Source organism: Stenotrophomonas sp. C-A, from assembly GCF_054030835.1.
On sequence record NZ_CM132916.1, the window covers coordinates 1234088 to 1259967 of the forward strand.

28 protein-coding genes are annotated in these 25880 nt (G+C 66.7%); 12 read left to right on the forward strand and 16 right to left on the reverse strand.

Features of this window, described 5'->3' with window-relative positions:
* The first annotated feature begins 35 nt into the window (after positions 1-35).
* Positions 36-407: a DUF423 domain-containing protein gene (locus ACW5IY_RS05810; RefSeq protein ID WP_019659313.1), complete on the forward strand. Its 372-nt coding sequence runs from the start codon at positions 36-38 to the stop codon at positions 405-407.
* Between the two features lie 194 nt (positions 408-601).
* Here the strand turns inward: ACW5IY_RS05810 and ACW5IY_RS05815 are convergent, their stop codons facing one another.
* Genes ACW5IY_RS05815 through ACW5IY_RS05835 form a run of 5 tightly spaced genes read right to left on the reverse strand, consistent with a single transcriptional unit; the run spans position 602 to position 3300 of the window.
* Positions 602-1411: a M15 family metallopeptidase gene (locus tag ACW5IY_RS05815; RefSeq protein WP_049434604.1), complete on the reverse strand. Its 810-nt coding sequence runs from the start codon at positions 1409-1411 to the stop codon at positions 602-604.
* Positions 1412-1420: 9 nt separating this feature from the next.
* Positions 1421-2014 carry a PH domain-containing protein gene (locus ACW5IY_RS05820; RefSeq protein WP_049434606.1) on the reverse strand — a complete coding sequence of 198 codons (594 nt, stop codon included), beginning with the start codon at positions 2012-2014 and terminating at the stop codon, positions 1421-1423.
* Positions 2015-2017: 3 nt separating this feature from the next.
* The gene (locus tag ACW5IY_RS05825; RefSeq protein WP_010483360.1) at positions 2018-2197 is read right to left on the reverse strand and encodes a DUF4177 domain-containing protein; all 180 of its coding nucleotides are present in this window, start codon (positions 2195-2197) and stop codon (positions 2018-2020) included.
* A complete protein-coding gene (locus ACW5IY_RS05830) occupies positions 2194-2373 on the reverse strand; it encodes a type II toxin-antitoxin system antitoxin (RefSeq protein WP_010483358.1) in 180 nt (59 codons plus the stop codon). The genes ACW5IY_RS05825 and ACW5IY_RS05830 overlap by 4 nt, the downstream gene beginning before the upstream one ends.
* A gap of 45 nt (positions 2374-2418) precedes the next feature.
* Positions 2419-3300: an SPFH domain-containing protein gene (locus ACW5IY_RS05835; RefSeq protein WP_049434609.1), complete on the reverse strand. Its 882-nt coding sequence runs from the start codon at positions 3298-3300 to the stop codon at positions 2419-2421.
* A gap of 137 nt (positions 3301-3437) precedes the next feature.
* Here ACW5IY_RS05835 and purT point away from each other — a divergent pair, with 137 nt between their 5' ends.
* Positions 3438-4625 (forward strand): formate-dependent phosphoribosylglycinamide formyltransferase, encoded by a 1188-nt coding sequence (purT, locus tag ACW5IY_RS05840; RefSeq protein WP_049434610.1) that lies wholly within the window; start codon positions 3438-3440, stop codon positions 4623-4625.
* 72 nt (positions 4626-4697) lie between these two features.
* Here purT and ACW5IY_RS05845 read toward each other — a convergent pair whose 3' ends face one another.
* A complete protein-coding gene (locus tag ACW5IY_RS05845) occupies positions 4698-5912 on the reverse strand; it encodes an endonuclease/exonuclease/phosphatase family protein (protein ID WP_049434611.1) in 1215 nt (404 codons plus the stop codon).
* Positions 5913-5950: 38 nt separating this feature from the next.
* The gene (locus tag ACW5IY_RS05850) at positions 5951-6706 is read right to left on the reverse strand and encodes an arginyltransferase (RefSeq protein WP_049434612.1); all 756 of its coding nucleotides are present in this window, start codon (positions 6704-6706) and stop codon (positions 5951-5953) included.
* Positions 6707-6862: 156 nt separating this feature from the next.
* Between ACW5IY_RS05850 and ACW5IY_RS05855 the strand changes: the two genes are divergently transcribed.
* Entirely contained in the window at positions 6863-7423 is a 561-nt protein-coding gene (locus ACW5IY_RS05855; protein WP_049434615.1) for an EF-hand domain-containing protein, read from the forward strand.
* Between the two features lie 51 nt (positions 7424-7474).
* On the opposite strand, the gene ACW5IY_RS05860 is transcribed toward ACW5IY_RS05855, so the two are convergent.
* The 4 genes from ACW5IY_RS05860 to ACW5IY_RS05875 all read right to left on the reverse strand — a co-directional run bounded on the left by ACW5IY_RS05860 (position 7475) and on the right by ACW5IY_RS05875 (position 11213).
* Entirely contained in the window at positions 7475-8692 is a 1218-nt protein-coding gene (locus ACW5IY_RS05860; protein ID WP_049434616.1) for an RNA polymerase sigma factor, read from the reverse strand.
* Positions 8693-8914: 222 nt separating this feature from the next.
* Positions 8915-9424 carry a pathogenicity-like protein gene (locus tag ACW5IY_RS05865; protein ID WP_049486807.1) on the reverse strand — a complete coding sequence of 170 codons (510 nt, stop codon included), beginning with the start codon at positions 9422-9424 and terminating at the stop codon, positions 8915-8917.
* Positions 9425-9428: 4 nt separating this feature from the next.
* Positions 9429-10349 carry an acyl-CoA thioesterase II gene (gene tesB, locus ACW5IY_RS05870; protein ID WP_457327044.1) on the reverse strand — a complete coding sequence of 307 codons (921 nt, stop codon included), beginning with the start codon at positions 10347-10349 and terminating at the stop codon, positions 9429-9431.
* Between the two features lie 87 nt (positions 10350-10436).
* Positions 10437-11213, reverse strand: coding sequence for an enoyl-CoA hydratase/isomerase family protein (locus tag ACW5IY_RS05875; RefSeq protein WP_010483336.1), 777 nt, complete (start codon positions 11211-11213; stop codon positions 10437-10439).
* 34 nt (positions 11214-11247) lie between these two features.
* Here ACW5IY_RS05875 and ACW5IY_RS05880 point away from each other — a divergent pair, with 34 nt between their 5' ends.
* Entirely contained in the window at positions 11248-11694 is a 447-nt protein-coding gene (locus ACW5IY_RS05880; RefSeq protein ID WP_049434621.1) for a copper chaperone PCu(A)C, read from the forward strand.
* 53 nt (positions 11695-11747) lie between these two features.
* Here ACW5IY_RS05880 and ACW5IY_RS05885 read toward each other — a convergent pair whose 3' ends face one another.
* Entirely contained in the window at positions 11748-12473 is a 726-nt protein-coding gene (locus tag ACW5IY_RS05885) for a hypothetical protein (RefSeq protein WP_049434623.1), read from the reverse strand.
* Positions 12474-12589: 116 nt separating this feature from the next.
* Positions 12590-13192, reverse strand: a complete 603-nt coding sequence (gene gstA / locus ACW5IY_RS05890) for a glutathione transferase GstA (RefSeq protein ID WP_049434626.1) — start codon at positions 13190-13192, stop codon at positions 12590-12592.
* Between the two features lie 122 nt (positions 13193-13314).
* Between gstA and ACW5IY_RS05895 the strand changes: the two genes are divergently transcribed.
* The gene (locus ACW5IY_RS05895; RefSeq protein WP_049434627.1) at positions 13315-13671 is read left to right on the forward strand and encodes a winged helix-turn-helix transcriptional regulator; all 357 of its coding nucleotides are present in this window, start codon (positions 13315-13317) and stop codon (positions 13669-13671) included.
* A gap of 71 nt (positions 13672-13742) precedes the next feature.
* Here the strand turns inward: ACW5IY_RS05895 and ACW5IY_RS05900 are convergent, their stop codons facing one another.
* Both ACW5IY_RS05900 and uvrA read right to left on the reverse strand, forming a co-directional pair.
* A complete protein-coding gene (locus tag ACW5IY_RS05900) occupies positions 13743-14150 on the reverse strand; it encodes an acyl-CoA thioesterase (protein WP_049434629.1) in 408 nt (135 codons plus the stop codon).
* Complete coding sequence (gene uvrA, locus ACW5IY_RS05905) at positions 14150-17134, reverse strand: excinuclease ABC subunit UvrA (RefSeq protein WP_049434630.1); 2985 nt, start codon at positions 17132-17134, stop codon at positions 14150-14152. The genes ACW5IY_RS05900 and uvrA overlap by 1 nt, the downstream gene beginning before the upstream one ends.
* A 316-nt stretch (positions 17135-17450) precedes the next feature.
* On the opposite strand from uvrA, the gene rplU reads away from it, so the two are divergent.
* The 3 genes from rplU (at position 17451) to cgtA (ending at position 19271) form a co-directional block, all read left to right on the forward strand.
* Positions 17451-17759 (forward strand): 50S ribosomal protein L21, encoded by a 309-nt coding sequence (rplU, locus tag ACW5IY_RS05910; protein ID WP_005408557.1) that lies wholly within the window; start codon positions 17451-17453, stop codon positions 17757-17759.
* Between the two features lie 18 nt (positions 17760-17777).
* Entirely contained in the window at positions 17778-18041 is a 264-nt protein-coding gene (rpmA, locus tag ACW5IY_RS05915; protein WP_005415704.1) for a 50S ribosomal protein L27, read from the forward strand.
* A gap of 177 nt (positions 18042-18218) precedes the next feature.
* The gene (gene cgtA, locus ACW5IY_RS05920) at positions 18219-19271 is read left to right on the forward strand and encodes an Obg family GTPase CgtA (protein ID WP_049434686.1); all 1053 of its coding nucleotides are present in this window, start codon (positions 18219-18221) and stop codon (positions 19269-19271) included.
* Positions 19272-19487: 216 nt separating this feature from the next.
* Here cgtA and rpsT read toward each other — a convergent pair whose 3' ends face one another.
* Positions 19488-19757, reverse strand: a complete 270-nt coding sequence (gene rpsT, locus ACW5IY_RS05925; protein WP_005408560.1) for a 30S ribosomal protein S20 — start codon at positions 19755-19757, stop codon at positions 19488-19490.
* 117 nt (positions 19758-19874) lie between these two features.
* Between rpsT and murJ the strand changes: the two genes are divergently transcribed.
* The 4 genes from murJ (at position 19875) to lspA (ending at position 25854) form a co-directional block, all read left to right on the forward strand.
* Positions 19875-21479 (forward strand): murein biosynthesis integral membrane protein MurJ, encoded by a 1605-nt coding sequence (gene murJ, locus ACW5IY_RS05930; RefSeq protein ID WP_049434632.1) that lies wholly within the window; start codon positions 19875-19877, stop codon positions 21477-21479.
* A 75-nt stretch (positions 21480-21554) separates the two neighbouring features.
* Positions 21555-22502, forward strand: a complete 948-nt coding sequence (locus tag ACW5IY_RS05935; protein WP_049434634.1) for a bifunctional riboflavin kinase/FAD synthetase — start codon at positions 21555-21557, stop codon at positions 22500-22502.
* On the forward strand, positions 22499-25330 hold the full coding sequence (gene ileS, locus ACW5IY_RS05940) for an isoleucine--tRNA ligase (protein ID WP_049434636.1): 2832 nt from the start codon (positions 22499-22501) through the stop codon (positions 25328-25330). The genes ACW5IY_RS05935 and ileS overlap by 4 nt, the downstream gene beginning before the upstream one ends.
* Positions 25330-25854: a signal peptidase II gene (gene lspA, locus ACW5IY_RS05945; protein ID WP_049434638.1), complete on the forward strand. Its 525-nt coding sequence runs from the start codon at positions 25330-25332 to the stop codon at positions 25852-25854. Before ileS ends, lspA begins: the two co-directional genes overlap by 1 nt.
* Positions 25855-25880: the final 26 nt, after the last annotated feature.

Sequence of the window (25880 nt, forward strand, 5' to 3'; positions counted from 1 at the left end):
TGGCGCCCGGCAAGGGCGCTGCGCAAGGAGCCCACATGTTCAATCTCGAACGTCGCGCACGTAAGCCTTCGCTGCTGGCCTGCCTGGGTGCGCTGCTGGCCGCGGCCTCGATCGGCCTGTCGGCCTATGCCTCGCACGGTGTGGCCGACCCGCTGGCGCAGCAGCATCTGAACATGGCGGCGCTGTATGCGTTCGCGCATGGTGCGGTACTGGTGGCGCTCGGACCGCGCGCGCAGGGAGCGATCGCGCACCTGGCGCTGTACGTGCTGCTGCTGGGAGTGCTGCTGTTTTCCGGCAGCCTGGTGGGCGGTGCGTTGTGGCAGTGGCCGACGCGGATGGCGCCGATTGGTGGCACCAGCATGATGGCCGGATGGGTGTTGCTGGCGATCAATGCGTTGAGGCGGTAACGGTAGCGGAGAGCGACCAAGCACGACACCGCTGCGCCGTCAGCTTCTGTAGAGCCGAGCCATGCTCGGCTTCGAGCGAAGCGATCCGCTCCTGCTTTTGCTCTCTTGTTCCATTCCGTGGCGGACGCACGCGGAATAATTCCATCCCGCCCGCGGCCATGCGCTGACCGCTCCAGGCTTTCGCCACGAGGGGCTCAGCCGTTGGCCGGTTTCCAGCACCAGTGCCAGGGTTCGTAGACGATGCCGTGCGGGTTGTCGCGCGGGTAGCTCAGCTGGAAGCCATGCCCGCCCGCATGTGCCTGCAGCCACGCGAACGCGTCGGTGGTTTCGAAGGTCTCTTCGGCGGGAGCATCGCCGGGCGTACCAATGTCCAGCGCGTGGCCGCTGTGGTGTTCGCTGAACCCCGGTGCGGCATTCACCTTCAGGATCTCTACCACGCTCAAGCCGCGCGCCAGTTTCCGTTCGAATATGCCCAGCTGGTAGGCATGACTGCGGAAGCCGGAGATCGCGTCCAGCGCAATTCCGTCCTGTGCCGCGTGCAGTCGCATCCGCCGCCAGCCCTGCGCGGCGCCACGGCGCAGCCACAACGGGCGGGCGAAGCGGTCGCGACCGGCGAAGTGCAGCAGGCACGGTTCGGATTCCAGCGGCAAGCCGCTGCCGTCTGCGTAGCGCTGTGCATCCAGGCCAAGCTGCTGCAGGCGCTGCTGCAACCCGGCCAGCGGCAGCCATTGATCTTCCAGTCCGGCGCCGAACGGCCGCGCTGCCGCGGCATCCAGCAGCGCCAGTGCTTCCTCGACCCCGGGCTCGCGTGGCAGGCGCGGCACCATGGCGTGCACACCCTGCGCCAGTACCGCCGCCAGGTAGCGGCCATCGCGCTTGCGCCGGAGCACCCAGTGCGCCTGCGACAGCAGGCGTGCATCCAGGTTGCTGCGTGCACGCAGCAGGTGGGCGGGCCACAGCTCGATGGCCTCGGTATTGATCAGCAGGGGGGCGCGTCGTTGCATCGCCGCAGCTTACTGCCGTGGCGCCGACGCGGCCACCTTGCGCAGTGCATCGAGCAGCGCCTGCGGCCGGTCCACGCTGAGCAGCAGCGTGCTGCCATCACTGACCGGCAGGGCGAGGACGCGCGCACGGTCGGTGACCAGGGCGAAGCCCTTGCCGCCGCCCTGCAGGCGGAAGTGGCCCGAGTAGAAGCCCGGCATTGAATAGCCATTGGTTTTGACACGGATGCCGTAGCGGCGGTCACGCTGCAGGTCGACCACCTCGGCCTGGTCCAGCCGCAGCTGCGCCACTGGCACGCGCCGCCGATACATCGTCGAGCGCACGTCCAGCACGTTGCCGGCCAGCGCCACGCGGCGGCGGAAGAATGCGGCTCCCAGCCCGACAGCGAGTACAGCGATGACGATCAGGCTCCATGCCGCACTGCCGCCCATCCGGAACCAGGGCGGCGACAGCGTTACTTCGATCCAGGGTGCGCTTGCCGGTGCCTTGTACAGCTGCGCGTACAGGCAGGCCACGAAGGCAGCCAGCAGCGGCAGCACGATCCAGAGCACGCGCAGCGGCGAGCTCTCGGCCACGTCAAAGGGTTTGGGGTCGCTGCCGCCCATGGATCAGGCCTCCTTCTTGAACACCAGCATCGCCGGGCGCATCGGGGCCGGGATGATGACGTTGACCAGTTCCCAGCCAAGCTGGCCCTGGCGGGTCAGTTCACTCTGGATGTCCTCGGCCTTCAGGGTGCCCATCATCGTGGTCTTCACTTCGATCGTCTGGTAACTCCAGCGCGTGCTCATTCCTTGTCCTCCGGCGATGGCGTGGGTTTCGGCAGGCGTCCTGCCCTGCGCAGGGCGTCGCGCAGCACGTATTCGATCTGCGCGTTGAGGCTGCGCAGCTCGTCGTCGGCCCAGCGCTGCGCCGCGGCCAGGACCTCGGCGTTGATGCGCAGCGGATAGGCTTTCTTCTCACTCATGAAAACTCCTGGCGGGGCGGTGGGGCGCCCCGTTGCGAGGGTGGTTCAGTACAGCGAACCGGCGTTGACGATCGGCTGGGTGCCGCGGTCCGAGCACAGCACGGTCAGCAGGTTGCTGACCATGTGCGCCTTGCGTTCCTCGTCCAGCTCAACCACGCCGTTCTTCTGCAGTTCGGCCAGGGCCATTTCGACCATGCCGACCGCACCGGCCACGATGCGCGTGCGTGCAGCGATCACGGCGTTGGCCTGCTGCCGCTGCAGCATCGCCTGGGCGATTTCAGCGGCGTAGGCCAGGTGGCTGATGCGCGCGTCGATCACCTGCACGCCGGCATCGGCCAGGCGCTCGGCCAGCTCGTTCTTCAGGTGCTGGGAGATCTCGCTGGCATGGCTGCGCAGCGCCAGCTGGCCGTCCTCGTGCTGGTCATAGGGGTAACTGGTGGCCATCGCGCGCAGCGCCGATTCGGACTGGATGTGCACGAAGCTCTCGTAGTCGTCCACGTTGTAGACCGCTTCGGAGGCGTCGATCACCTGCCAGACGATTACCGCGGCGATCTCGATCGGGCTGCCGTCCAGCTCGTTGACCTTCAGCTTGCCGCTCTCGAAGTTGCGCACGCGCTGGCTGACCCGGCGCTTGGCGTAGAAGGGGTTGTTCCAGCGCAGGCCGTTGTCCTTGACGGTGCCGACGTACTTGCCGAACAGGCTCAGCACGGCCGCCTGATTGGGCTGGATGGTGTACAGGCCGGCCAGGATGAAGACCGCGGCAGCGACCACCAGCACGCCGGCCAGCATCAGCAGCAGGTTGGGCGAGCCGGTGCTGGCCTTGGCCGCCACCCCCAGCACGAACAGCGCGCCGCCGGCCAGCGCGGCCAGCAGGGATCCGGCCAGGGTGCCGAGGCCGTTGAGGGAGGCAAGCGACTTCTCTTTCATGGCGGTACGTCCTTGAGGGTTCAATGTGAAGATATCAAAGTGATATCACTTGTCGACTACCGTTCGTCGGATGCCATGGCCCGGGTGCCCGGCCAGCTAGAATGCCCACCCGCCTTCACATCGCTGCTGGAACCGCCATGGCCAAGCTTGGAACTCCGTTGTCCCCCTCCGCCACCCGCGTGCTGCTGCTGGGCTCGGGCGAACTCGGCAAGGAGGTGGCCATCGAGCTGCAGCGGCTGGGCGTGGAGGTGATCGCCGCCGACCGTTACGCCGACGCCCCGGCGATGCAGGTCGCACACCGCTCGCACGTGATCGACATGCTGGACGCGATGGCCCTGCGCGCGCTGATCGCCCAGGAGCAGCCGCACCTGGTAGTGCCGGAGATCGAGGCCATCCACACCGAAACCCTGGTCCAGCTGGAACAGGAGCAGGGCCTGCGGGTGATCCCGACCGCGCGTGCTGCACGCCTGACCATGGACCGCGAAGGCATCCGCCGCCTGGCCGCCGAAACCCTGGGCCTGCCGACCTCGCCGTACCGCTTCGTCGATACCGAGGCCGAGTACCGCGCCGCCGTGGCCGCCATCGGCCTGCCGTGCGTGGTCAAGCCGGTGATGTCCTCCTCGGGCAAGGGCCAGAGCACCCTGCGCAGCGAGGCGGACATCGCCCCGGCGTGGGACTACGCGCAGACCGGTGGCCGCGCCGGTGCGGGCCGCTGCATCGTCGAAGGTTTCATCGATTTTGATTACGAGATCACCCTGCTGACCGTGCGCCACGCCGGCGGCACCTCGTTCTGCGCACCGATCGGCCACCTGCAGAAGGACGGCGACTATCGCGAAAGCTGGCAGCCGCAGCCGATGTCGAGCGCGGCACTGGCGCGCGCGGAAGAGATCTCGCGCGCGATCACCGACGACCTCGGTGGCTGGGGCCTGTTCGGTGTCGAGCTGTTCGTGAAGGGCGACGAAGTGTGGTTCAGCGAAGTGTCGCCGCGCCCGCACGACACTGGCCTGGTGACGCTGGTATCGCAGGAGCTGAGCGAGTTCGCGCTGCACGCGCGCGCCATCCTCGGCCTGCCGATTCCGGTGATCCGCCAGAGCGGCCCGTCGGCCTCGTGCGCGCTGCTGGCGCACGGCGAGGGCGTGCCGTACTTCAACAACGTCGCCGCCGCCCTGCAGGTGCCGGACACCGCCGTGCGCCTGTTCGGCAAGCCGAGCGTGCACGGCCATCGCCGCGTGGGCGTGACCCTGGCGCGCGCTGAAACGATCGACGAAGCACGCGCCATCTCGCGTGATGCCGCCGACGCCATCGGCGTCGAACTGCGCCCGTAAAGCAAAAAAGGGGACGGAGGGGATTAAGTCGTTTGTGGCACAAACGACTTAATCCCCTCCGTCCCCTTTTTATTACTTCACATCCACCCACACCAGGTGGTGGTCGCTGCCGTCGGCGATCTTCGCCTCCGGGCTTTCATTGGCCGGCCAGAAGATGCCGCTGCCGATGTACTCGAAACCGGTCGAGGGCAGTACGTAGTCCAGGCGCATGGTGCCGGACTTCGGGCCGAAATCGCCGGTGGCGTGGAACGGCGCGCCCTTGCGCTCGATGCCCTTGGCCGCATAGGCCAGGCTGGTCTGCTCGCCGCCGATGCTGCGCGGGGTGGGGTAGCGCAGCACGCGGGCATTCTCGATCAGCTCGACGATCGCCTCATGGCGGCCATCGCCATCGACCGGGTCGTTGTTGAGGTCGCCGAGGATCACGAAGCGCGCGTCCTGCGCCAGGCCGCCGCACTGGCCCTTGTCGTCGCACAGCCACGGCTTGTCACCCTTGGACAGGTATTCCTGCCACAGGCGCAGCTCGTCGTGGTTGCGCGCGGCGTTGCGCTTTTCCGGGCCGTCGAACACCGGCGGGGTCGGGTGCGAAACCAGCGCGTGGACCACGCCGGCCGGGGTCTTCACCGGCACGTCCCAATGCGACTTCGACGACAGCCGCAGCTGCGACCACACGTGGTCGTTGTAGAAGCTCTTGCCGGTGCGCGGGTCAACCGGACGGATCGCGCCGGGCATCGCGCTCCACTTCAACAGCTGGAAGCTGCGCACCTTGGCTTCATCGATCGGGTAGCGCGACAGCACCAGCATGCCGTACTGGCCCGGGTGCAGGCCGTAGCCCCACGCATCGTTGCCGCGGCTGCGGCCTTCGCCGCCGACCACGCCGTTGTTGTCCAGGTCCAGGCCGCTGGGCACGCCGGTATTGACCGGGGCCAGATAGCGGTAGGCGAAGTGCAGCGGCTTGCCGCCGCCGGGCTGGGCGACTTCCAGGTAGCGCTTCTGGAACAGGTCGGCGGCGCGATGGGCGTCGTCGAAGTCGAACTCGTTCAGCAGCACTAGGTCCGGGCGCACCTGCTGCAGTACCGCGGCGATCTTGCGCGCGTGCTCGCTGTCGCCTTCCAGCTCCTTGATCAGGCCTCCGGCGTCGTCGGAGTACAGCGAGGTGTTGTAGGTGGCCAGGCGCAGCGCAGCGGACGGCTTTTCGGTCATCGCGGGGGACGTGGCGAAGGCAGGGGCGGTGGCGCCGCAGAGCAGGGCCAGGGCGAGGATCAGGGGATGGCGGCGGGTCATGTTCATGGGCCGTATTGTGCACCCGGCCCGGTGTCAGCGGTTTGTCAGCGCCCGTCCAGTTCGTTGTCGAAATCGTGCCAGCGGCGGCCATCGTAGGCCTCCAGCGGATGGAAGCGGCGCTTGTAGTCCATCTTCTGGTGGCCGCGGATCCAGTAGCCTAGGTACACGTGTGGCAGGCCCTCGCGGCGCGCCCATTCAATCTGCTGCAGGATCGCGAAGGTGCCCAGCCCGCGCGCGGCGTGGTCCGGGTCGAAGAACGTGTAGACCGCCGACAGGCCGTGCTCGGTGACGTCGGTCACCGCCACCCCCAGCAGTTGGCTGGGCTGGCCGTCGTGGCCGGGCAGGCGCATTTCCATGAAACGGGTGTGCGACCAGCTGCCGATCAGGAACTGCTCGAACTCGTGCGGGCCATGGTCGTCCATGCCGCCGTTGGCGTGGCGGTGGGTGAGATAACGGTGGTACAGCGCGAACAGGTCGTCACGGGCGGTGGCGGCGGTGATCCGCACCTCCAGGTCGTCATTGCGGGCGGCACAACGGCGCTGGCTGCGGTCCGGGGCGAAGCGGGCCACGGGGATGCGCACTGCCACGCAGGCCTGGCAGTGCGCGCAGTGCGGCCGGTAGACCAGGTCGCCGCTGCGGCGGAAGCCCCAGCTCAGTGCCAGCGGATAGAGGGCGCCGAGGCGGCGGTCGTTCGGGTCCAGCACCAGGTCGCGTGCCACCCGGTCCGACCAGTACCCGCAGGGGTGCTCGCCGGTCTGGAAAAGTCGCAGTTCGTCGTCTCTGTCGCCATGCATCGCCATGGGCACAGCATAGCCCCAGGTTGTCGCAGTGGCGGCGACTGTCCGCCGGATGAATGGAACCGGCAGCGGCGTCAACCGATGTCGCGCCCGGGCGTTGTTGTCCCCCGAGGGTGAAGTGATCACCCCGACGCTGTTCCCATCCCCAGGAGTGACCTCATGATCCGTACCCCCCTGCTGCTGGCCCTGCTGCTCGGCACCTCCGCTTCCGGTATCGCGCTCGCTGCCGACACCCCGACCACGCCCGCGCAGCGTCCGGCCAAGCTGGACACCAACGGCGACGGCGTCATCGACCGCGGCGAAGCCGCTGCCAACCCGCGCCTGGCCGCGAAGTTCGACGAGCTGGACAAAAACAAGGACGGCAAGCTCTCGCGCGATGAGCTGCCGCGCTGGAAGCATGGCAGCCGTGGCCACGGCGGTGAGCGCTGGGCCAAGCTGGACGTCAACAAGGACGGTCGCATCAGTCGCGAGGAAGCCAAGGCCGATCCGCGCCTGGCCGCGCGCTTCGACCAGCTTGATCTGAACAAGGACGGCTATCTGGACAAGGCCGACCGCGAGCTGCGCATGAAGCAGCATCGTGATGCCTGGTTCGCTGCAGCCGACACCAACAAGGACGGCCAGCTGAGCAAGGCCGAGTTCGACGCCGCCAAGGGCCCGATGCACGGTGGCCCGCGCCATGGCGGTCCGCGCGACGGTGGTGCACCGGCGCCGCAGCGCTGAGGGTCGACGCAGTGAATGATGACAACGCCGGCAGACTGCCGGCGTTGTCCGTTATACGTTTCCGCTGCGCATCAATGCATACACCACCAGGGCGATCACGAAGACGTTCGCGCCGATGATGCCGGTGCGCCCGTAGACGGATTCGTATTGCCAGTTGGTTCCGCTGCGGCCGCGCCGCGCTGAATCACGCGCGATCATGGGGGCCATCACGCGCTGCAGCGGCACCAGGCACTGGTAGTTCACCGTACCCAGGCCGATGACGAGAATGGCAAGTTGCAGCCACAGCGGCACCTGCAGCATCAGCGAAACCAACAGGCTGGTGCAGACGACCATCGCAGTGAACGTATTGAGGTGCACGAACCGTCGCACGGCCGCCCGTTCCTGCGGGGTGTCTGCGAAGCGCAGCAGGAAGCGGCCCCCCAGATAGCTGCCGATGATGCCACCGACGACGCCCCCGGCAACGGCGGCCCAGTTGCTGGCGGGTATCAGGTGCAGCTGGCTGGCGGCGGCCGTCAGTGAACCCATGGCTGCGCCGCCTGCGGCACTGACGCCGCCCAGGCCCAGCTTGCTGCCGCCCACGCCGACGCCGGTGCTGAGCAGGATCGCGGCACTGGCGGTGCCGGGAGCGGCCACCAGTACTATCGACACCACGGCGGTAGCGAATGCCGCACTGGGTGCGCTGCTGCGCGCGAACTCACCGAAGCGCTGCAGCAGGCCGTCGCGGACCAAGGCACGGGCGCGCGACAGGCGCTTGCGCACGGCCGCATCGCTGAGTCCGAGCAGGTCGGCCACCTGCTGCGAGCGCTGGCCTTCGCGGTAGTACAGCAACAGCACTTCGCGGCTGTCGGCCGGTAACGCGGAAATGATGTCCTCGGCAGCGATCTCTTCTTCCACCCGCTGCAGGCGGTCGGCGGCACCCGGGGCCGGGTCGGCGGCCATGCCGAGAGCCACCTCGGCGGCCTCGCCGGTCAGCGGCCGGCCACGCTGCGCGCGCAGCCAGTCGCGGGCCAGGTTGCGGGTGATCTGGCGCAGCCAGGGCAGGAAGCTGGTCGAACTGCGCAGCTGGTGCAGCTGCTGCCAGCCCTTCACGAAGGCCTCCTGGGCGATGTCCTCGCTGGCCTGGCGGTCGCGGGTGATGGCCAGCGCGATGGCGGTGACGGTGTTCTGGCAGGCCAGCACGATGCGCCCGTAGGCGTGCTGGCAACCGCTGGCGGCGGCCGGCAGTTCGCGTTCCAGGGTCTGGTCGATCGATGCGGCGAACGTCGTCATGGCGGCGGCTCCTGCAGGGATTGTGTCCCAAGACGGAGCTGCGCGCCCAATGTGACCGCAGATGCTGATGCATCTGCGGTCCGCGCATTCCACCTCATCCCCGCGCCGTTGGCGCACCCCCTTGAACAACAAGGGGGCTCCAATCCTGACGGGTTATGGTGAAATCGCGGCCCCGCTGCCAGGCCGCTGTGCTCGCCGGGCATGGCCCGGCGCTACCGCCCCTTACTTGGACGGCTGGATGCGGACCCGCACTTCTTCCTCTTCCGGCGCGGCCTGAGGGGCCGGTTGCGCCTGCTGCGGCTGGGCCTGCGGGGCAGGGGCCGGTGCGGCAGGTGCCGGGGTGCCGCGATGGCGCAGGCCGATCACCAGCGCCACGCCGGCGATCACCACCAGCAGGGCGATGCGGATGCGCCAGGCCCAGCCGCGGCCGCTGCCGGTCGTTTCGGCGGTGTCGCGGAAGGCGAACTCGGCGGTCGGGTGGTCGCGGCGGGTGGTGTCGAGCAGGCGGGCCTCGCGCAGGATCTCTCGCGCGCGCGGCTGGTCGTCGGCGCGCACGATCCACACCGCCGGGTAGGCGTTGGCGTTGCCCAGGTCGGTGTAGCTGAACTGGCCACGGCGGCGGGTCTTGTACGAGCGCCCGTTGGTCACCTTGACGTCGATGCCATGCCCGCGCAGGAGCTCGGCCACGCCTTCGACGGTTTCCACGCGCTGGCTGCTGAAGATCTGGCGCATCGGATCAGTCCTTGGCCGGCAAGGCGGCGGCCGCTGCCTGGTCGGGAACCACGCGGATCAGGCCTTCCTGCGCAGTGCTGGCGACCAGTACGCCATTGCGGGTGAAGAACTGGCCACGGGCCAGGCCGCGCGAATCCTGCGCGCTGGGGCTGTCCAGCGAGTACAGCAGCCAGTCGTCGGCGCGGAACGGGCGGTGGAACCAGATCGCGTGGTCGAGCGAGGCCATCTGCACGTGCGGGTGGTAGTAGCTGATCCCATGCGGGAAGGTCGCTGTGCCCAGCAGGTGGAAGTCGGAGGCATAGGCCAGCAGTGCCTGGTGCAGTTCCGGGGCGTCGCCGACCGGCTCGCTCAGGCGCAGCCACACCTGGTGGTAGGGCGGGCGCTTGGGCGGGTTCAGTTCGTCACGCGGGTAGACATGGCGGAACTCGAACGGGCCGCCGCGCGACAGCCAGCGCTGCACCTTGATCGGCAGCCGCTCCAGCACTTCGGCCGGCAGCGGACGGTTCGGTTCGATGTCTTCCGGCTGCGGCACTTCGGGCATCTTGTGCTGGTGCTCGGCGCCGGTCTCGGCCTGCTGGAACGAGGCCGCGCAGAAGAAGATCACCTTGCCGTGCTGGATCGCAGTCACCCGGCGTACCGAGAAGCTGCCGCCGTCGCGGGTACGGTCCACGTCATAGACGATGGGGTGGTCGATGTTGCCGGCGCGCAGGAAGTAGGCGTGCAGCGAGTGCACATGGCGGCCGTTGTCGACCGTGGCCTGGGCCGCGGCCAGCGCCTGGCCCAGCACCTGCCCGCCGAACACGTACTTGGTGCCGATGTCGCGGCTCTGCCCGCGGAACAGGTTGTCCTCCAGCCGCTCCAGGGTGAGCAGGTCGATCAGCTCGGAGACGACGGGTTCGGGCGTGTCGTTCAAGGGGGCGGCCACGGCAGTGAAAGAGGGCCTGATTATACCGGTCAGGGGTCAGTTCCCTTTCGCCCGGCGAAAGGGATCTGACCCCGGGCGGGGCAACCGCTATTTGCCCAGCCGGGCGACCAGCGCCTGCAGGGCGTTCTGTGCGTCCGGCGCAAACCAGGCCTCGACGAAGCGGTCGAGCTGGATCAGGTCCGGCTGCAGCGCCACGTGCAGGTCCGCACGGGCAATCGCACGGGTCAGCAGCATCGGCTGGCGCGGCTGCTTGAGCAGGTTCTGCAGCCAGGCCACTGCGCGGGCCACCACCAGGTCACCTTCGGCCAGTTCATCGACCAGGCCGATCTGCAGCGCCTGTTCGGCCGGCACCAGCGAACCGGTGGTCAGCAGGACGCCGGCGCGGTGCACGCCCACCGCACGGCGCAGCAGGCGCTGGATGCCCTCCGGCGCGATCAGGCCGACCTGCACTTCGTTCAGGCCGATGGCATACGGTCGCGACGGATCGGCGCTGCGCGCCATGACGCGGTAGTCGCAGCACAGGGCCAGCACGCAGCCACCCGCCGGAGCGTGGCCGGTGATCGCCGCGACCACCGGAATGCGGCTCTCGGCCAGCGTGCGCACGGCGCCAAAGAAGGCGTTCCAGGTGTCCAGCAACTTGTGCTTGTCATCGCCGTGCGAGAGCAGGTGCGGCACGTCCATGCCGCCGGTGAAGATGCGCTCGCTGCCCGACAGCACGATGCCGTGTGCGTCTTCGGCCATGGCCAGCTCGATGGCATGGATCAACTGCCGGCACAGTTCGGTGTCCAGTGCGTTGACCGGCGGCCGCGCCAGGCGCAGTTCGCGGATGGGGCCATGGTTGATCACCTCGATGAGCGTCGTCATGCTGCGGTCTCGTTGCGAAGAAGGAACCTGGACGATGATAACCAAACCATTCGTTGGCGTACTGTTGGTTCTGTGTGCGGCCGCAGCATCGGTTTCGGCGGCGGAACCGGCCTGCGTCACGGTGGAGCAGGGCTGGGCGCGGGTGCCACCGAATCCGGCGATGCCGATGACCGCCGGCTACGGCGTGATCCACAACGGCTGCAGCAAGGCGGTGGTGATCACCGGCGCAGCCAGCAGCAGCTTCGATGATGTGTCGCTGCACGAGACCACGATCGTTGATGGCGTCAGCCGCATGCGCGCGATCGAGCGCATGCCGCTGGCACCGGGTGCACGCGCCGAGCTCAAGCCCGGCGGCCTGCACCTGATGCTGATGCAGGGCAAGGGCGCGCTGAAGGAGGGGCAGGCAGTGCCGCTGCGGCTTCAGCTGGAGGGCGGTGGCGAGGCCAGCGCGACACTGATCGTGCGCAAGGCCGCGCCGTAACGCGGCGCCGGTTCCGCCGGGCATGGCCCGGCGAGCGCGCAGCGCTGTGGGGCTTACGACCAGTCGTACGAGAACAGCACCGTGCGGCTCACCGGCTCGTACAGCATCACGATGGCATCGGCGCCGGCCGCACACCAGTTGTAGCCGGCCACTTCGGCCACGGCGAAGAATTTCCTGCCGTCACGGGTGATGATGGCCCGTTCCGTGTCCTCCGGTGCATCCCAGTCGTCGGCCGCCGCCGTGAATTCCAGTGCGAAGGCCGGCGGAACGTCGGTCGTTTCGATCCAGTTGCCGGTCGAGATCTGCCCACCCAGCGTATCCAGCCACGCCTGTTCGCCCGGCTCGCCATCGCCATAGCGCGAGTAGCTGGCCAGCTTGCCATGCTGCTGGAAGAACGCCCTGGCCTTGGCATGGCTGTCGCGCATCTCGGCGATGTGCGCACGCGCGTCTTCGTCTTCTATTGCGTTGCCCTGGAAGTAGCCCTCGTTGCCGAGGAAGCGCATGCGGTTGTCCGCAGTCAGTTCGAAGGCAATCCAGTTGGTGGCGGTGAGCTCGTTGTGGTGCGCTTCGGTGCACTCACCGATCAATCCTTCATAGGGTTCGATCGGGCACAGCATGGTCGCCAGCTGGCCGGCCAGTTCCGGGCGCAGCAGGCCGAGGTCGATCTTCAGCAGCGGCAGCAGATGCTGGCCGAGCCAGGCCTGGTCGGCAGGGAAGACGTCGGTGGGGAAGGGGACCATGCCGGGTAGCAGGTCGCGCAGTTCAGTCTGGTGGATCATGTCAGTCCTTTGCACTTGTGCCGGCCATGAATGCCAGCGGCGTGCAGCAAGGATAGACCACCGCTGCACTAATGCGGATGGAGCCGGGACGTACAGTGGACGCCCCGGGTGGTGCCTTACAGCAGCCCTTCGAAGGTCATGGCCTCCTTCACCGCAGGCCGTTCACTGACTCGCTGCAGAAGTGCCTGGGTAAAGGGCCAGGGGGTGAGATCGATACCAAGATGCCCTGTCCAGTTGACCACTACGAACAGGTAGATGTCGGCAATGGAAATGGACGAGCCCAACAGGTATCTGCGGCCATCGGACAAGCCGGATTCGACAATGTCCAGCTTCCGGTAGAGTCGCTGCTTGGACCGTTCCAGCACTGTATCCGACTCGGGATGGAACAGCGGACCAAATGTCGGGTGTAGTTCGGCGGCGATGTAGACCAGCCATTCGTGCAAGCGCGCCGCGCCGATTGCACTCACCGGAACCGAAAATTCAACACCCGCCACATCGGCAAGGTAGAGAAGGATCGCCGCGCCTTCGGTCAGGACTTCACCATTGTCCAGCCGCAGCGCGGCAACGTAGCCCTTGGCGTTGATCTTGAGGAAATCCTCGCCGCTTTCGGTGCGCTTGGTGGCGTGGTCGACTCGATCCATATCGAACTCGATTCCCAGTTCGCGCAGCAGGATATGAGCAGCCAGCGAACACGTTCCCGGTGTGTAGTAGAGCTTCATCGTTGTTTCATCGTGGGGGAGAGGCTGGCCAGTATGCTGGCGACTGCAGGGCGCAGGAGCTCCCGGCAGCAACGCGACGCGAGAATCGGGTTTCCAACTGGAAACCACTTGGAGCAAATGACATGGGCTTGAAGGTGCGAAAAAGCCAAGCGCAGGATCCGGGCAGCATCTGTCCGTTGACCAAATGCATGGCACTGCTGGCGGGTGCCTGGACGGCCGAGATCGTGTGGTCGCTGAGCGCGGGGCCACGACGCTTTGGAGAGTTGCGCATCGATCTGGCGCCGGTGACGGCCAAAACATTGACGGCGCGCCTGCGCGACATGCAGCTGAAGGGGATGATCACCCGGCACGAGCGCGATACCTCGCCGCCTTCGATCGAATACGCACTCACCGCCCTGGGGGCGCAACTGTTGCCGGCGATCCACGCCATCGCACGCGTTGGCAATGCACTGAAGTTTGGAGAGCCGGAGGTGGGCTGAGTTCCTGTGCGGAATGGCAAGGAAAAAGCCGCTCGAGAGCGGCTTTTTCCAAGGTGCGGCAGCGTTGCTGTTCAGCTCGACGCGCTGCGGATCGCCTCCGGCAGCGGTGCGCTCTTGCCGGTCTGCGTATCCATCCAGACCACCACCACGTTACCGTCGGAATACAGCTTCGAATCATCCTGCTGGTCGACGATGCGATGGCCGATGGTCACGCTGCTGTTGCCCAGGCGCTCGACGAACAGCTCGACCAGGATGTCGTTGGGCCACACGATCGGCAGCCGGTAGTTGACGTTGGTCGCGGCCACCACCGGTGCGATGCGGTCGGTCATCGACACGCCTTCAACGCCCAGCATCCAGCGCACGCGCGCTTCCTCCAGGTAGGAAATGTACTTGGCGTTGTTGACGTGGCCCATGCTGTCCATGTCACGCCAGCGCACGCTGATCGGGATGCGGGCCAGGATCTTGTGTTCGCTGCTCATCAGGCGTCCTTCTTCTTCGTCGTGCTCTTGCTGGCCTTGCCGGTGCTCTTGGCGGCGGCGGCCTTCTTCGCGGGCTTCTCAGGCTTCACCTTGCGCGGCGGGCGCGCATCGGGCTTGTTGGCCACGGCGGCCGGTTGTTCCGGGCGTGCGTTGGTGGAGGGCAGCATGCGCGCCAGGAACTGGCCGGTATACGACTGCGGGCAGGCGGCCACGTCTTCCGGCGTGCCGGTCACCAGGATCGTGCCACCGCGGTGGCCGCCTTCCGGGCCAAGATCGACGATCCAGTCGGCGGTCTTGATCACATCGAGGTTGTGCTCGATCACCACCACCGTGTTGCCTTCGTCGCGCAGCTTGTGCAGCACGCCCAGCAGCGCTTCGATGTCGTGGAAGTGCAGGCCGGTAGTCGGCTCGTCCAGGATGTACAGGGTGCGGCCGGTATCGCGGCGCGACAGTTCCTTGGACAGCTTCACGCGCTGCGCTTCACCACCGGACAATGTGGTCGCGCTCTGGCCCAGCTTGATGTAGCTCAGGCCGACGTCGACCAGTGTTTCCAGCTTGCGCGCGATCGACGGCACCGGCTCGAACAGCTTCAGCGCATCCTCGACGGTCATTTCCAGCACGTCGTTGATGTTGAAGCCCTTGTACAGGATCTCCAGCGTCTCGCGGTTGTAGCGCTTGCCATGGCAGACATCGCACGGCACGTACACGTCCGGCAGGAAGTGCATTTCGACCTTGATCAGGCCATCACCCTGGCAGGCTTCGCAGCGGCCGCCGCGCACGTTGAAGCTGAAGCGGCCCGGCGAATAGCCACGCGCACGCGCTTCGGGCACCTGTGCGAACAGTTCGCGCAGCGGCGTGAACAGGCCGGTGTAGGTGGCCGGGTTCGAACGCGGGGTGCGGCCGATCGGCGACTGGTCGATGTCCACCACCTTGTCGAACAGGTCCAGGCCATCGATCTCCTTGTAGGGAGCGATCGGATGCGAGGCGCCGTTGATCTCGTTGGCGGCCAGCGAGAACAGGGTGTCGTTGATCAGGGTCGACTTGCCCGAGCCGGACACGCCGGTCACGCAGGTCAGCAGCCCCGAAGGAATCGCCAGGTCCACGCCCTTCAGGTTGTTGCCGGTCGCCCCGCGCAGATGCAGGGTCATTTTCGGGTTCGGGGTGTGCCGGCGCGCCGGGATCTCGATCGCGCGCTTGCCCGAAAGGTACTGGCCGGTCAGCGAGCGTGGTGCCTCCAGGATGTCCTGCAGGGTGCCCTGGCCGACGATCTCACCGCCGTGCACGCCCGCGCCCGGGCCGATGTCCAGCACATAGTCGGCCAGCCGGATCGCATCCTCGTCATGCTCGACCACGATCACCGTGTTGCCCAGGTCACGCAGGCGGGTGAGGGTGCCGAGCAGGCGTTCGTTGTCGCGCTGGTGCAGGCCGATCGACGGCTCGTCGAGCACGTACATCACGCCGACCAGGCCGGCGCCGATCTGGCTGGCCAGGCGGATGCGCTGCGCCTCGCCACCGGACAGGGTGTCGGCCTTGCGCTCCAGGGTCAGGTAATCCAGGCCGACATCGACCAGGAAGCCGAGGCGTTCGCCGATCTCCTTGACGATCTTCGCGGCGATCTCGCCGCGCCAGCCCGGCAGGCTCAGTTCGCTGAAGAACTTCAGTGCCTCGTCGATCGGCAGCACCACCAGCTCCGGTAGCGGACGATCGGCCACGAACACGTTGCGTGCCGCCTTGTTCAGGCGCGCGCCGTTGCATTCCGGGCACGGTTGTTCGCTGATGTACTTGGACAGCTCCTCGCGCACCGCCGGTGACTCGGTTTCCTTGTAGCGGCGTTCGAGGTTGGGAATGATGCCCTCGAAGCGGTGCTTGCGCTGGGTGCGGCCACCGGCTTCGGTGAAGTAGGTAAAGGTGATCGTTTCGTCGCCGCTGCCGTACAGCACGGCCTGCTGCACCTTGGCCGACAGCGAGTTCCACGCGGCGTCCACGTCGAACTTGTAGTGCTTGGCCAGCGAGGCGATCAGCTGGAAGTAGTAGGCGTTGCGACGGTCCCAGCCACGCACCGCACCGGCGGCCAGCGACAGCTCCGGATGCACGACCACGCGCGAAGGGTCGAAGAACTCGGCGATGCCCAGGCCATCGCAGCCGGGACAGGCACCCATCGGTGCGTTGAACGAGAACAGACGCGGTTCCAGCTCCGGCAGCGAGTAGTCGCAGACCGGGCAGGAGTACTTGGAGGAGAACAGTGCCGGCGTGGCGTCGGCGGTGTCCAGGCTCTGCACCGAGGCCATGCCATCGCCGAGCTTCAGCGCGGTCTCGAAGCTCTCGGCCAGGCGCTGCTTGATGTCCTCGCGCGGGCGGAAGCGGTCGATCACCGCCTCGATGGTGTGCTTCTGGCGCAGCGCCAGCGGCGGCACCGCATCGATTTCATGCAGCTCGCCGTCCACGCGCACACGCACGAAGCCCTGCGCGCGCAGCTGGTCGAACACCTGGGCGTGTTCGCCCTTGCGGTCGCGGATGACCGGGGCCAGCAGCATGTAGCGCTGTTCCGGGTCCAGGGTCAGTACCTGATCGACCATCTGGCTGACCGTCTGCGCTTCCAGCGGATAGCCGTGGTCCGGGCAGCGCGGAGTGCCGACGCGGGCGTACAGCAGGCGCAGGTAGTCGTAGATCTCGGTGATGGTGCCGACCGTCGAACGCGGGTTGTGCGAGGTCGACTTCTGCTCGATCGAGATGGCCGGAGACAGGCCTTCGATGTGGTCCAGGTCCGGCTTTTCCATCACGCTCAGGAACTGGCGCGCATAGGCCGACAGCGATTCGACGTAGCGGCGCTGGCCTTCTGCATAGATGGTGTCGAACGCCAGCGAGGACTTGCCCGAACCGGACAGGCCGGTGATCACGATCAGCTTGTCGCGGGGCAGGTCGAGGTCGAGGTTCTTCAGATTGTGCGTCCGCGCGCCGCGGATGCGGATGAAATCCATCGCCATGGGGGATCCGGTTGTGGGGGCGTTGGCTGGGTGCCGGGCCAGCAGGGAACGGCAATCGGTCAGCCTACCGAGGTGACCAGATGGGGGCAATGGGCGACAATGCCAGCCCGATGTCTCACCTGATGAGACAGGCCGACAGGCAGGGGTCAGATCCCTTTTCATCACGTGAAGAGGGATCTGACCCCGTTCCGGCCCGGCCTCCAGGCCGTTCAGGGGTTGACTTGACCCGCGCCCGCTGATCTGCGTACAATTCCGCTCCTGTCCGCCCTCGATGGCGGCAGCTCAGACCACAATAACTACAGAGGAAGGCCTGGTCATGTACGCAGTACTGGTCACCGGCGGTAAGCAATACCGCGTGGCGCAGGGCGAAAAGCTCCGCATTGAAAAGCTCGAAGTCGAAGTCGGCAGCGAGATCAAGTTTGACAACATCCTGATGCTGGGTGACAGCGACGGCGTGAAGCTGGGCGATGCGCTGAAGGGCGCTGCCGTCACCGCCAAGGTCCTGTCCCAGGGTCGTGCTGACAAGGTCCGGATCATCAAGTTCCGTCGCCGCAAGCACCACATGAAGCGTCAGGGTCACCGTCAGTACTACACCGAAATCGAGATCACCGGCATCGCCGGCTAAGCATCAGGAGAAGCAGTCATGGCACATAAAAAGGGCGTAGGCTCCTCGCGCAACGGTCGCGACTCCAACCCGAAGTACCTGGGCGTCAAGATCTTCGGCGGCCAGGCCATCGAAGCCGGCAACATCATCGTGCGTCAGCGCGGCACCCAGTTCCACCCGGGTTCGGGCGTTGGCCTGGGCCGTGACCACACCCTGTTCGCCCTCGTGGACGGCAAGGTGGAGTTCTCGGTCAAGGGCGCCAAGAAGCGTCGCACCGTCAGCATCGTCTCGGCCGACGCCTGATCCAGGCATCGCCGGCACCCGTGCCTCGGCATGGGGGTGCTGCATGAAGAGCCCCGCTTCGGCGGGGCTTTTCGTTAGAGTGAAAGCAAGACCGGCCAGGCCGGGTTGCCGGCCAGCGGCTGGCATAACATTCAAGGCGACGGCTGGCAGGCCGCGCCCATCGCAGGCATCGAAACAATGAAACTGGTAGACGAAGCAGAAATCGAAGTGTTCGCCGGCAACGGCGGCAACGGCTGCATTGGCTTCCGTCGCGAGAAGTTCATTCCGCTCGGCGGCCCGGACGGCGGCGACGGCGGTGCGGGCGGCAGCGTGTACATCCGCGCCGACGAAAACCTGAACACCCTGGTCGACTTCCGTCATGACCGCATCTTCAAGGCGCAGCGTGGCGAGAACGGCATGGGTCGCCAGGCCTATGGCAAGGGCGGCGAAGACCTGACCATCACCGTGCCGGTGGGCACTGTGGTGATCAACGTCGCCACCGATGAAGTCATCGGCGACCTGACCCAGCACAACGACCGTCTGCTGGTGGCCCAGGGTGGCCGCGGCGGCCTGGGCAACATGCACTTCAAGAGCTCGACCAACCGCTCGCCGCGCCAGGCGCTGCCGGGCGAGCCGGGCGAAGAGCGCACGCTGAAGCTGGAGCTGAAGCTGCTGGCCGACGTCGGCCTGCTGGGCTTCCCCAACGCCGGCAAGAGCACCCTGATCCGCGCTGTTTCGGCGGCGACCCCGAAGGTGGCCGATTACCCATTCACCACGCTGTACCCGAACCTGGGTGTGGTGAAGGTGGAGAATTACCGCAGCTTCGTGATTGCCGACATTCCGGGCCTGATCGAAGGTGCCGCGGATGGCGCCGGCCTCGGTGCGCAGTTCCTGCGCCACCTTCAGCGCACCCGTCTGCTGCTGCACCTGGTGGACATTTCGCCGATGGAAGGCGGTGTGGAAGGCATTTCCCCGGTCGAGCAGGTGCGTGCGATCGAGCGCGAACTGGAAAAGCACGATCCGGAACTGCTGCAGAAGCCGCGCTGGCTGGTGCTGAACAAGGCTGACCTGATGTTCGAAGACGAAGCGAAGGCTGCGGCCGAGCAGATCGTCGCCGAGCTGGGTTGGAAGGAGCCGTGGTTCCTGGTTTCCGCGCTGGGCCGTGAAGGTACCTTCCCGATCATGAGCCGGATCATGGCCTTCTTCGATCGCCAGAAGGAAGACGAACTGGAAGCCCGCAACGCGCAGTAATGCCGTTGTGGTTCCGTGCAAAAAACCCGGCTTCGGCCGGGTTTTTTGTTGGGACTGCCTTTCCTGTAGAGCTGAGCCATGCTCGGCTTTCCGCGCAGACGGCAGCCGAGCGTGGGCTCGGCTCTACATAAGCTGGATCGCAGGCAACAAAAAACCCGGCCGAGGCCGGGCTTTTGTCTGCAGCCCAACCCCGAAGGGCAGGGCGGCAACGCCGGATCAGGCGGCCTTGAGGGCCTTGATGCGGTCGTTCAGGCGGCTCTTATGGCGAGCAGCCTTGTTCTTGTGGATCAGGCCACGCGCGCTGAAGCGATCCAGGATCGGCTGGGCAACGGCGAAGGCGGCTTCGGCGCCGGCGGCATCGTTGGCGTCCAGCGCCTTGATCACTTTCTTGACAGCGGTGCGCAGCATCGAGCGCTGAGCCACGTTGCGCGCGTTGCGCACGACGGTCTGCTTGGCGCGCTTCTTGGCGGACTTGATATTGGCCACGGTGGTGGTTTCCTGAAAAAATCGGTGTTATGGGAACAGCAAGCTAGCTAGTATGATGGCCCGAGAAATGCACGTCAAGTCGATTGTCAAGAGGGACGCTGAGTGAGTTCACCGAAGATGTTGCGAGGCCTGCTGTCGTTCAGCAGCATGACCATGGTCTCGCGGGTGCTCGGACTTGTCCGTGACCAGGTGATCACCACCACGTTCGGCACCAATGCGGTTACCGATGCGTTCTGGGTTGCCTTCAGGGTACCCAATTTTCTGCGCCGGTTGTTCGCCGAAGGCTCCTTCGCCACCGCTTTCGTGCCGGTGTTCACGGAAGTGAAGGAAACCCGCAGCCACGCCGAACTGCGCGAGCTGATGGCCCGCACCGCAGGCACCCTGGGTGGGGTGCTGATGCTGGTCACTGCTGTGGCGCTGATCTTCGCACCGCAGCTGGCCTCGGTCTTCTCAAGCGGCGTTGATACCGATCCGGTGAAGCAGGGCCTGCTGGTCGACCTGTTCCGCCTGACCTTCCCGTTCCTGCTGTTCGTCTCGCTGACCGCCCTGGCTGGTGGCGCGCTGAACAGCTTCCAGCGCTTCGCGATGCCGGCGCTGACCCCGGTCATCCTCAACCTGTGCATGATCGCCGGTGCGCTGTGGCTGGCGCCGCGGCTGGGCGGCACTCCAGAGAAGCAGATCCTGGCACTGGGCTGGGCGGTACTGGCCGCCGGCATCCTGCAGCTGCTGTTCCAGCTGCCGTCGCTGAAGGGTATCAACCTGCTGACCCTGCCGCGCTGGGGCTGGAGCCATCCGGGCGTGCGCAAGGTGATGACGCTGATGGTGCCAACCCTGTTCGGCTCGTCGGTGGCGCAGATCAATCTGCTGCTGGACACGGTCATCGCGGCCAAGCTGACCGACGGCTCGCAGTCCTGGCTGTCGCTGGCCGACCGCTTCCTGGAGCTGCCGCTGGGCGTGTTCGGCGTGGCCCTGGGCACGGTGATCCTGCCGGCGCTGGCCCGCCACCACGTGAGTACCGACCGCGAGGGCTTCTCGCGCTCGCTGGACTGGGGGCTGCGCATGACCCTGCTGATTTCGGTGCCGGCCATGCTGGGCCTGCTGCTGTTGGCCGAACCGCTGATCGCGACCATCTTCCAGCATGGTCAGTTCAGCGCCTTCGATACCCGCATGACCGCGCTGTCGGTGTACGGCCTGAGTTTCGGCCTGCCGGCGTTCGCCCTGCTGAAGGTGGTGCTGCCGGCCTTCTACGCCCGCCAGGACACCAAGACTCCGGTGCGCGCCGGTGTGGCCGCGCTGGTGGCCAACATGGTGTTCAACTTCGCCCTGCTGGCGGTGCTGTACCAGGTGATGGTGCCCGATGAGCTGAAGGCGCAGGGCGTGATGGCGGCCATCGGCAAGCAGCCGGGCCTGCACCTGGCGCTGGGCATTGCCAGCGCACTGTCCAGTTACCTGAACCTGGGCCTGCTGTGGTACTGGCTGGGCAAGACCGACGTCTACCAGCGCCGGCCGGGCTGGGGTGGCTATCTGCTGCGCCTGCTGCTGGCCTGCGCGGCCATGGTCGGTGTGCTGCTGGCCCTGCTGTACTGGCTGCCAGCGTTCTCCGCGATGGGTGTCTGGGAGCGGATCGGCAGCCTGGCGCTGCTGGTCGGCGGTGGCGTCGCCACCTACGCGGTGGCCATGGTGGCGATGGGCTTCCGTCCGCGCGACCTGCGCGGGCATTGATCACCGCTTGTGGCGGCTATACTTCAGGGTTACACCATTGAAGCGGCGGCCCCGGTCGGGCCGGAACGAGAGTTGATGAGCAGGCTGTTCAGAAGCGTCGAGGGCGGGGAGCTGTTCCCGAACGGAAGCGTGGTCTGTATCGGTGCATTCGACGGCCTCCATCTGGGCCATCGTGCGCTGGTCCGCCATGCGGTTGCCCGCGCGCGCGCCTTGGGCGTGGCCGCCGTGGCCGTGGCGTTCGAGCCGCTGCCGCGTGAATTCTTCGCCCAGGGCACGCCGCCGCCGCGGCTGACCCTGGCGCGCAGCAAGGTCGAGATCCTGCGCGAGCTCGGTGTCGATGCGATCGGCCTGCTGCGCTTCGACGCGGCGATGGCAGCGATGCCGGCCGAGACCTTCGTACGCCAGCTGCTGGTGCAGCGCCTGAACGCCCGCGAAGTCTGGATCGGCCCGGAGTTCTGCTTCGGCAACCGCCGCCGTGGCGACCTGGCCCTGCTGCAGAAGATGGGCGCCGAACTGGGCTTCACCGCCGGCGAGATCGAAGCGGTTGACCTGCACGGCGAACGCATTTCCAGCACCCGCATCCGCCAGCTGCTGCAGGAGGGCGACTTCGCCCGTGCCAATGACCTGCTGGGTCGTCCGTACGCGATCAGCGGCCGGGTGGTGCGCGGGCGCCAGCTCGGCCGTACGCTGGGCTTCCCCACCGCCAACCTGCGGTTCCCGAAGACCCCGGCGCTGTCGGGCATCTACGCGACCTGGGTGCACGGTGTGTTCGACCAGCCGTGGCCTTCGGTGTCCAGTTTTGGCACCCGGCCGACGGTGGAGGGCTTGGAGCCACTGCTGGAAGCCCACCTGTTCGATTTCCAGGGCGACCTGTACGGGCGCCACATCGACGTGGAGTTCGTCGCCAAGCTGCGCGACGAAGAGAAATTCAATGATCTGGCGGCGCTGACCGACCAGATGCACCGCGACGCCGAACAGGCGCGCGCCATCCTTTCCGAACATAGATTGCGAGCCACTGCGTGAGCCAGGACTACAAGACCACCCTGAACCTGCCAGCCACCGAATTCCCGATGCGCGGCGACCTGCCCAAGCGCGAGCCGGGCATTCTGGCGCAGTGGGAAGCGCAGGGGCTCTACCAGCAGCTGCGCGACAACGCCGCCGGCCGCCCGCTGTTCGTGCTGCATGATGGCCCGCCGTACGCCAACGGCCGTATCCACCTGGGCCACGCGGTCAACAAGATCCTGAAGGACATCATCGTCAAGTCGCGCTACCTGGCCGGCTTCGATGCGCCCTACGTGCCGGGCTGGGACTGCCATGGCCTGCCGATCGAGATCGCGGTTGAAAAGAAGTGGGGCAAGGTCGGCACCAAGCTGGACGCGGTTGAATTCCGCCAGAAGTGCCGTGAGTTTGCCGAAGAGCAGATCAACATCCAGCGCGTGGACTTCAAGCGCCTGGGCGTGACCGGTGACTGGGACAACCCGTACAAGACCCTGAGCTTCGATTTCGAAGCCAACGAGATCCGTGCGCTGGCCAAGGTCGTGGCCAACGGCCACCTGGTGCGTGGCGCCAAGCCGGTGTACTGGTGCTTCGACTGTGGCTCGGCGCTGGCCGAGGCCGAGATCGAATACCAGGAAAAGGAATCGCCGGCGATCGACCTGGCCTACGCCGCGCGTGATGCGCAGGCCATCGGCCAGGCGTTCGGCGTGAGCGTGCCGGCCGACGTCGAAGTGGCCGTGCCGATCTGGACCACCACGCCGTGGACGCTGCCGGCCTCGCTGGCGGTGTCGCTGGGCGCGGAAATCCGCTACGTGCTGGCCGAGGGCCCGGCGCACAACGGCAAGCGCCGTTGGCTGGTGCTGGCCGCCGCGCTGGCCGAGCGCGCACTGCAGCGCTACGGCGTGGACGAAGTGGTGCTGCACGGTGAAACCACCGGTGCGGCTCTGGAGAACCAGCTGCTGGCGCACCCGTTCTACCCGGAGCGCGGGATCCTGGTGCTCAATGGCGACCACGTCTCCGACGAGGACGGTACCGGTGCGGTGCACACCGCCCCCGGTCATGGCCAGGAAGACTTCGTGGTCAGCCAGAAGTACGGCCTGCTGGACAAGTACAACGCCGGCCAGGTGACCCCGATCGACGGCCGTGGCGTGTACCTGGAATCGACCCCGCCGGCCGGTGACGTGGTGCTGGCTGGCCAGCACCTGTGGAAGGCGCAGGAGGCCATCGTCGGCGTGCTGCGCGACAACGGTTCGCTGCTGGCGTTCCATCCGATCCGCCACAGCTACCCGCACTGCTGGCGCCACAAGACGCCGGTGGTGTTCCGCGCCACCCCGCAGTGGTTCATCTCGATGGACAAGGCCAACCTGCGCAACGATGCGCTGGCCGCCATCGACACCGTCGGCTGGTTCCCGACCTGGGGCAAGGCGCGCATCCAGAGCATGGTCGACGGTCGTCCGGACTGGACCATCTCGCGCCAGCGCACCTGGGGTGTGCCGATCGCACTGTTCACCCATCGCCAGACCGGCGAGATCCACCCGCGTTCGGTGGAGCTGATGCAGCAGGTCGCCGACCGCGTCGAAGCCGAGGGCATCGACGTGTGGTATTCGCTGGATGCCGCCGAACTGCTGGGCGCTGAAGCGGCCGACTACGAGAAGGTCACCGACATCCTCGACGTCTGGTTCGACTCGGGCGTGACCCATGAAGGCGTGCTTGCCGCGCGTGGCTTCGGCAAGCCGGCCGACCTGTACCTGGAAGGTTCCGACCAGCACCGCGGCTGGTTCCAGTCCTCGCTGCTGACCGGCGTGGCGATCGACAAGCGCGCCCCGTACAAGCAGTGCCTGACCCACGGCTTCACCGTGGACGAGCACGGCCGCAAGATGTCCAAGTCGCTGGGCAACGGCATCGAGCCGCAGGACATCATGAACAAGCTGGGCGCGGACATCCTGCGCCTGTGGATCGCCTCGGCCGACTACAGCAACGAGATGTCGCTGTCGCAGGAGATCCTCAAGCGCAACGCCGACGCCTACCGCCGCCTGCGCAACACCGCACGCTTCCTGCTGGGCAACCTGGACGGTTTCGATCCGGCCCAGCACCTGCAGCCGCTCGACCAGATGGTCGCGCTGGACCGCTGGATCGTGCATCGCGCGTGGGAGCTGCAGGAGAAGATCAAGGCAGCCTACGACGGCTACAACATGGCCGAGATCGTGCAGCTGCTGCTGAACTTCTGCAGCGTGGACCTGGGCTCGCTGTACCTGGACGTGACCAAGGACCGCCTGTACACGATGCCGACCGATTCGCACGGTCGCCGTTCGGCGCAGAGCGCGATGTACCACATCGCCGAAGCGTTCACCCGCTGGGTCGCACCGATCCTGACCTTCACCGCCGACGAGCTGTGGGGCTACCTGCCGGGCGAGCACGCCGGCCACGTGCTGTTCACCACCTGGTACGACGGCCTGGCGCCGCTGCCGGCCGATGCCCAGCTCAACGCCGCCGATTTCGACCAGCTGCTGGCCGTGCGCGAGCAGGTGGCCAAGGTGCTCGAGCCGATGCGTGCCAATGGCGCGATCGGTGCGGCACTGGAAGCGGAGATCACCATCGCCGCCAGCGAAGAGCAGGCCGCGCGCTGGCAGCCGCTGGCCGATGAACTGCGTTTCCTGTTCATCAGTGGTGACGTGCAGGTGCGCCCGGCGACCACCGACGAGGTGTTCGTCAGCGCCCAGCCGACCGCCAAGGCCAAGTGCGTGCGTTGCTGGCACCACCGCGCCGACGTCGGCGGCAATGCCGACCACCCGGAACTGTGCGGCCGCTGCGTGAGCAACATCACCGGTGCCGGTGAAGTGCGGAGCTGGTTCTGATGGCCGCGCCCCGTCCGCATCCGAACGCCCTGGTCTGGCTGCTGCTGTCGGTGGCCATCATCGGGCTGGACCAGTGGTCCAAGGCCTGGGTCCTGTCGAGCCTGCCGGAGTTCCAGCCGGTGGTGGTCATCGACGGCTTCTGGAACTGGTACCGCACCTACAACACCGGTGCGGCGTTCAGTTTCCTGAGCGACGCCGGTGGCTGGCAGAAGCACTTCTTCACCGTGTTGGCGATCGTCATCAGCGGCCTGATGGCCTGGTGGCTGCGCGGCACCGCCCGTGGCAACTGGAAGGCGGCCGTGCCGTATGCGCTGATCATCGGCGGCGCGATCGGCAACGTGATCGACCGCCAGGTGCATGGTCATGTGGTCGATTTCATCCAGTGGTACGTGGGCAGCTACACCTGGCCCTCGTTCAACATCGCCGATTCGGCCATCGTGGTGGGTGCCATCGGCATCGCCCTGTTTGGCCTGTTCGACGGCAAGTCCGCCAAAAAGGCGGATAATGCCAATCCGAAACCGTAAACCGGCCGCTGCCGGGAGATTGAACT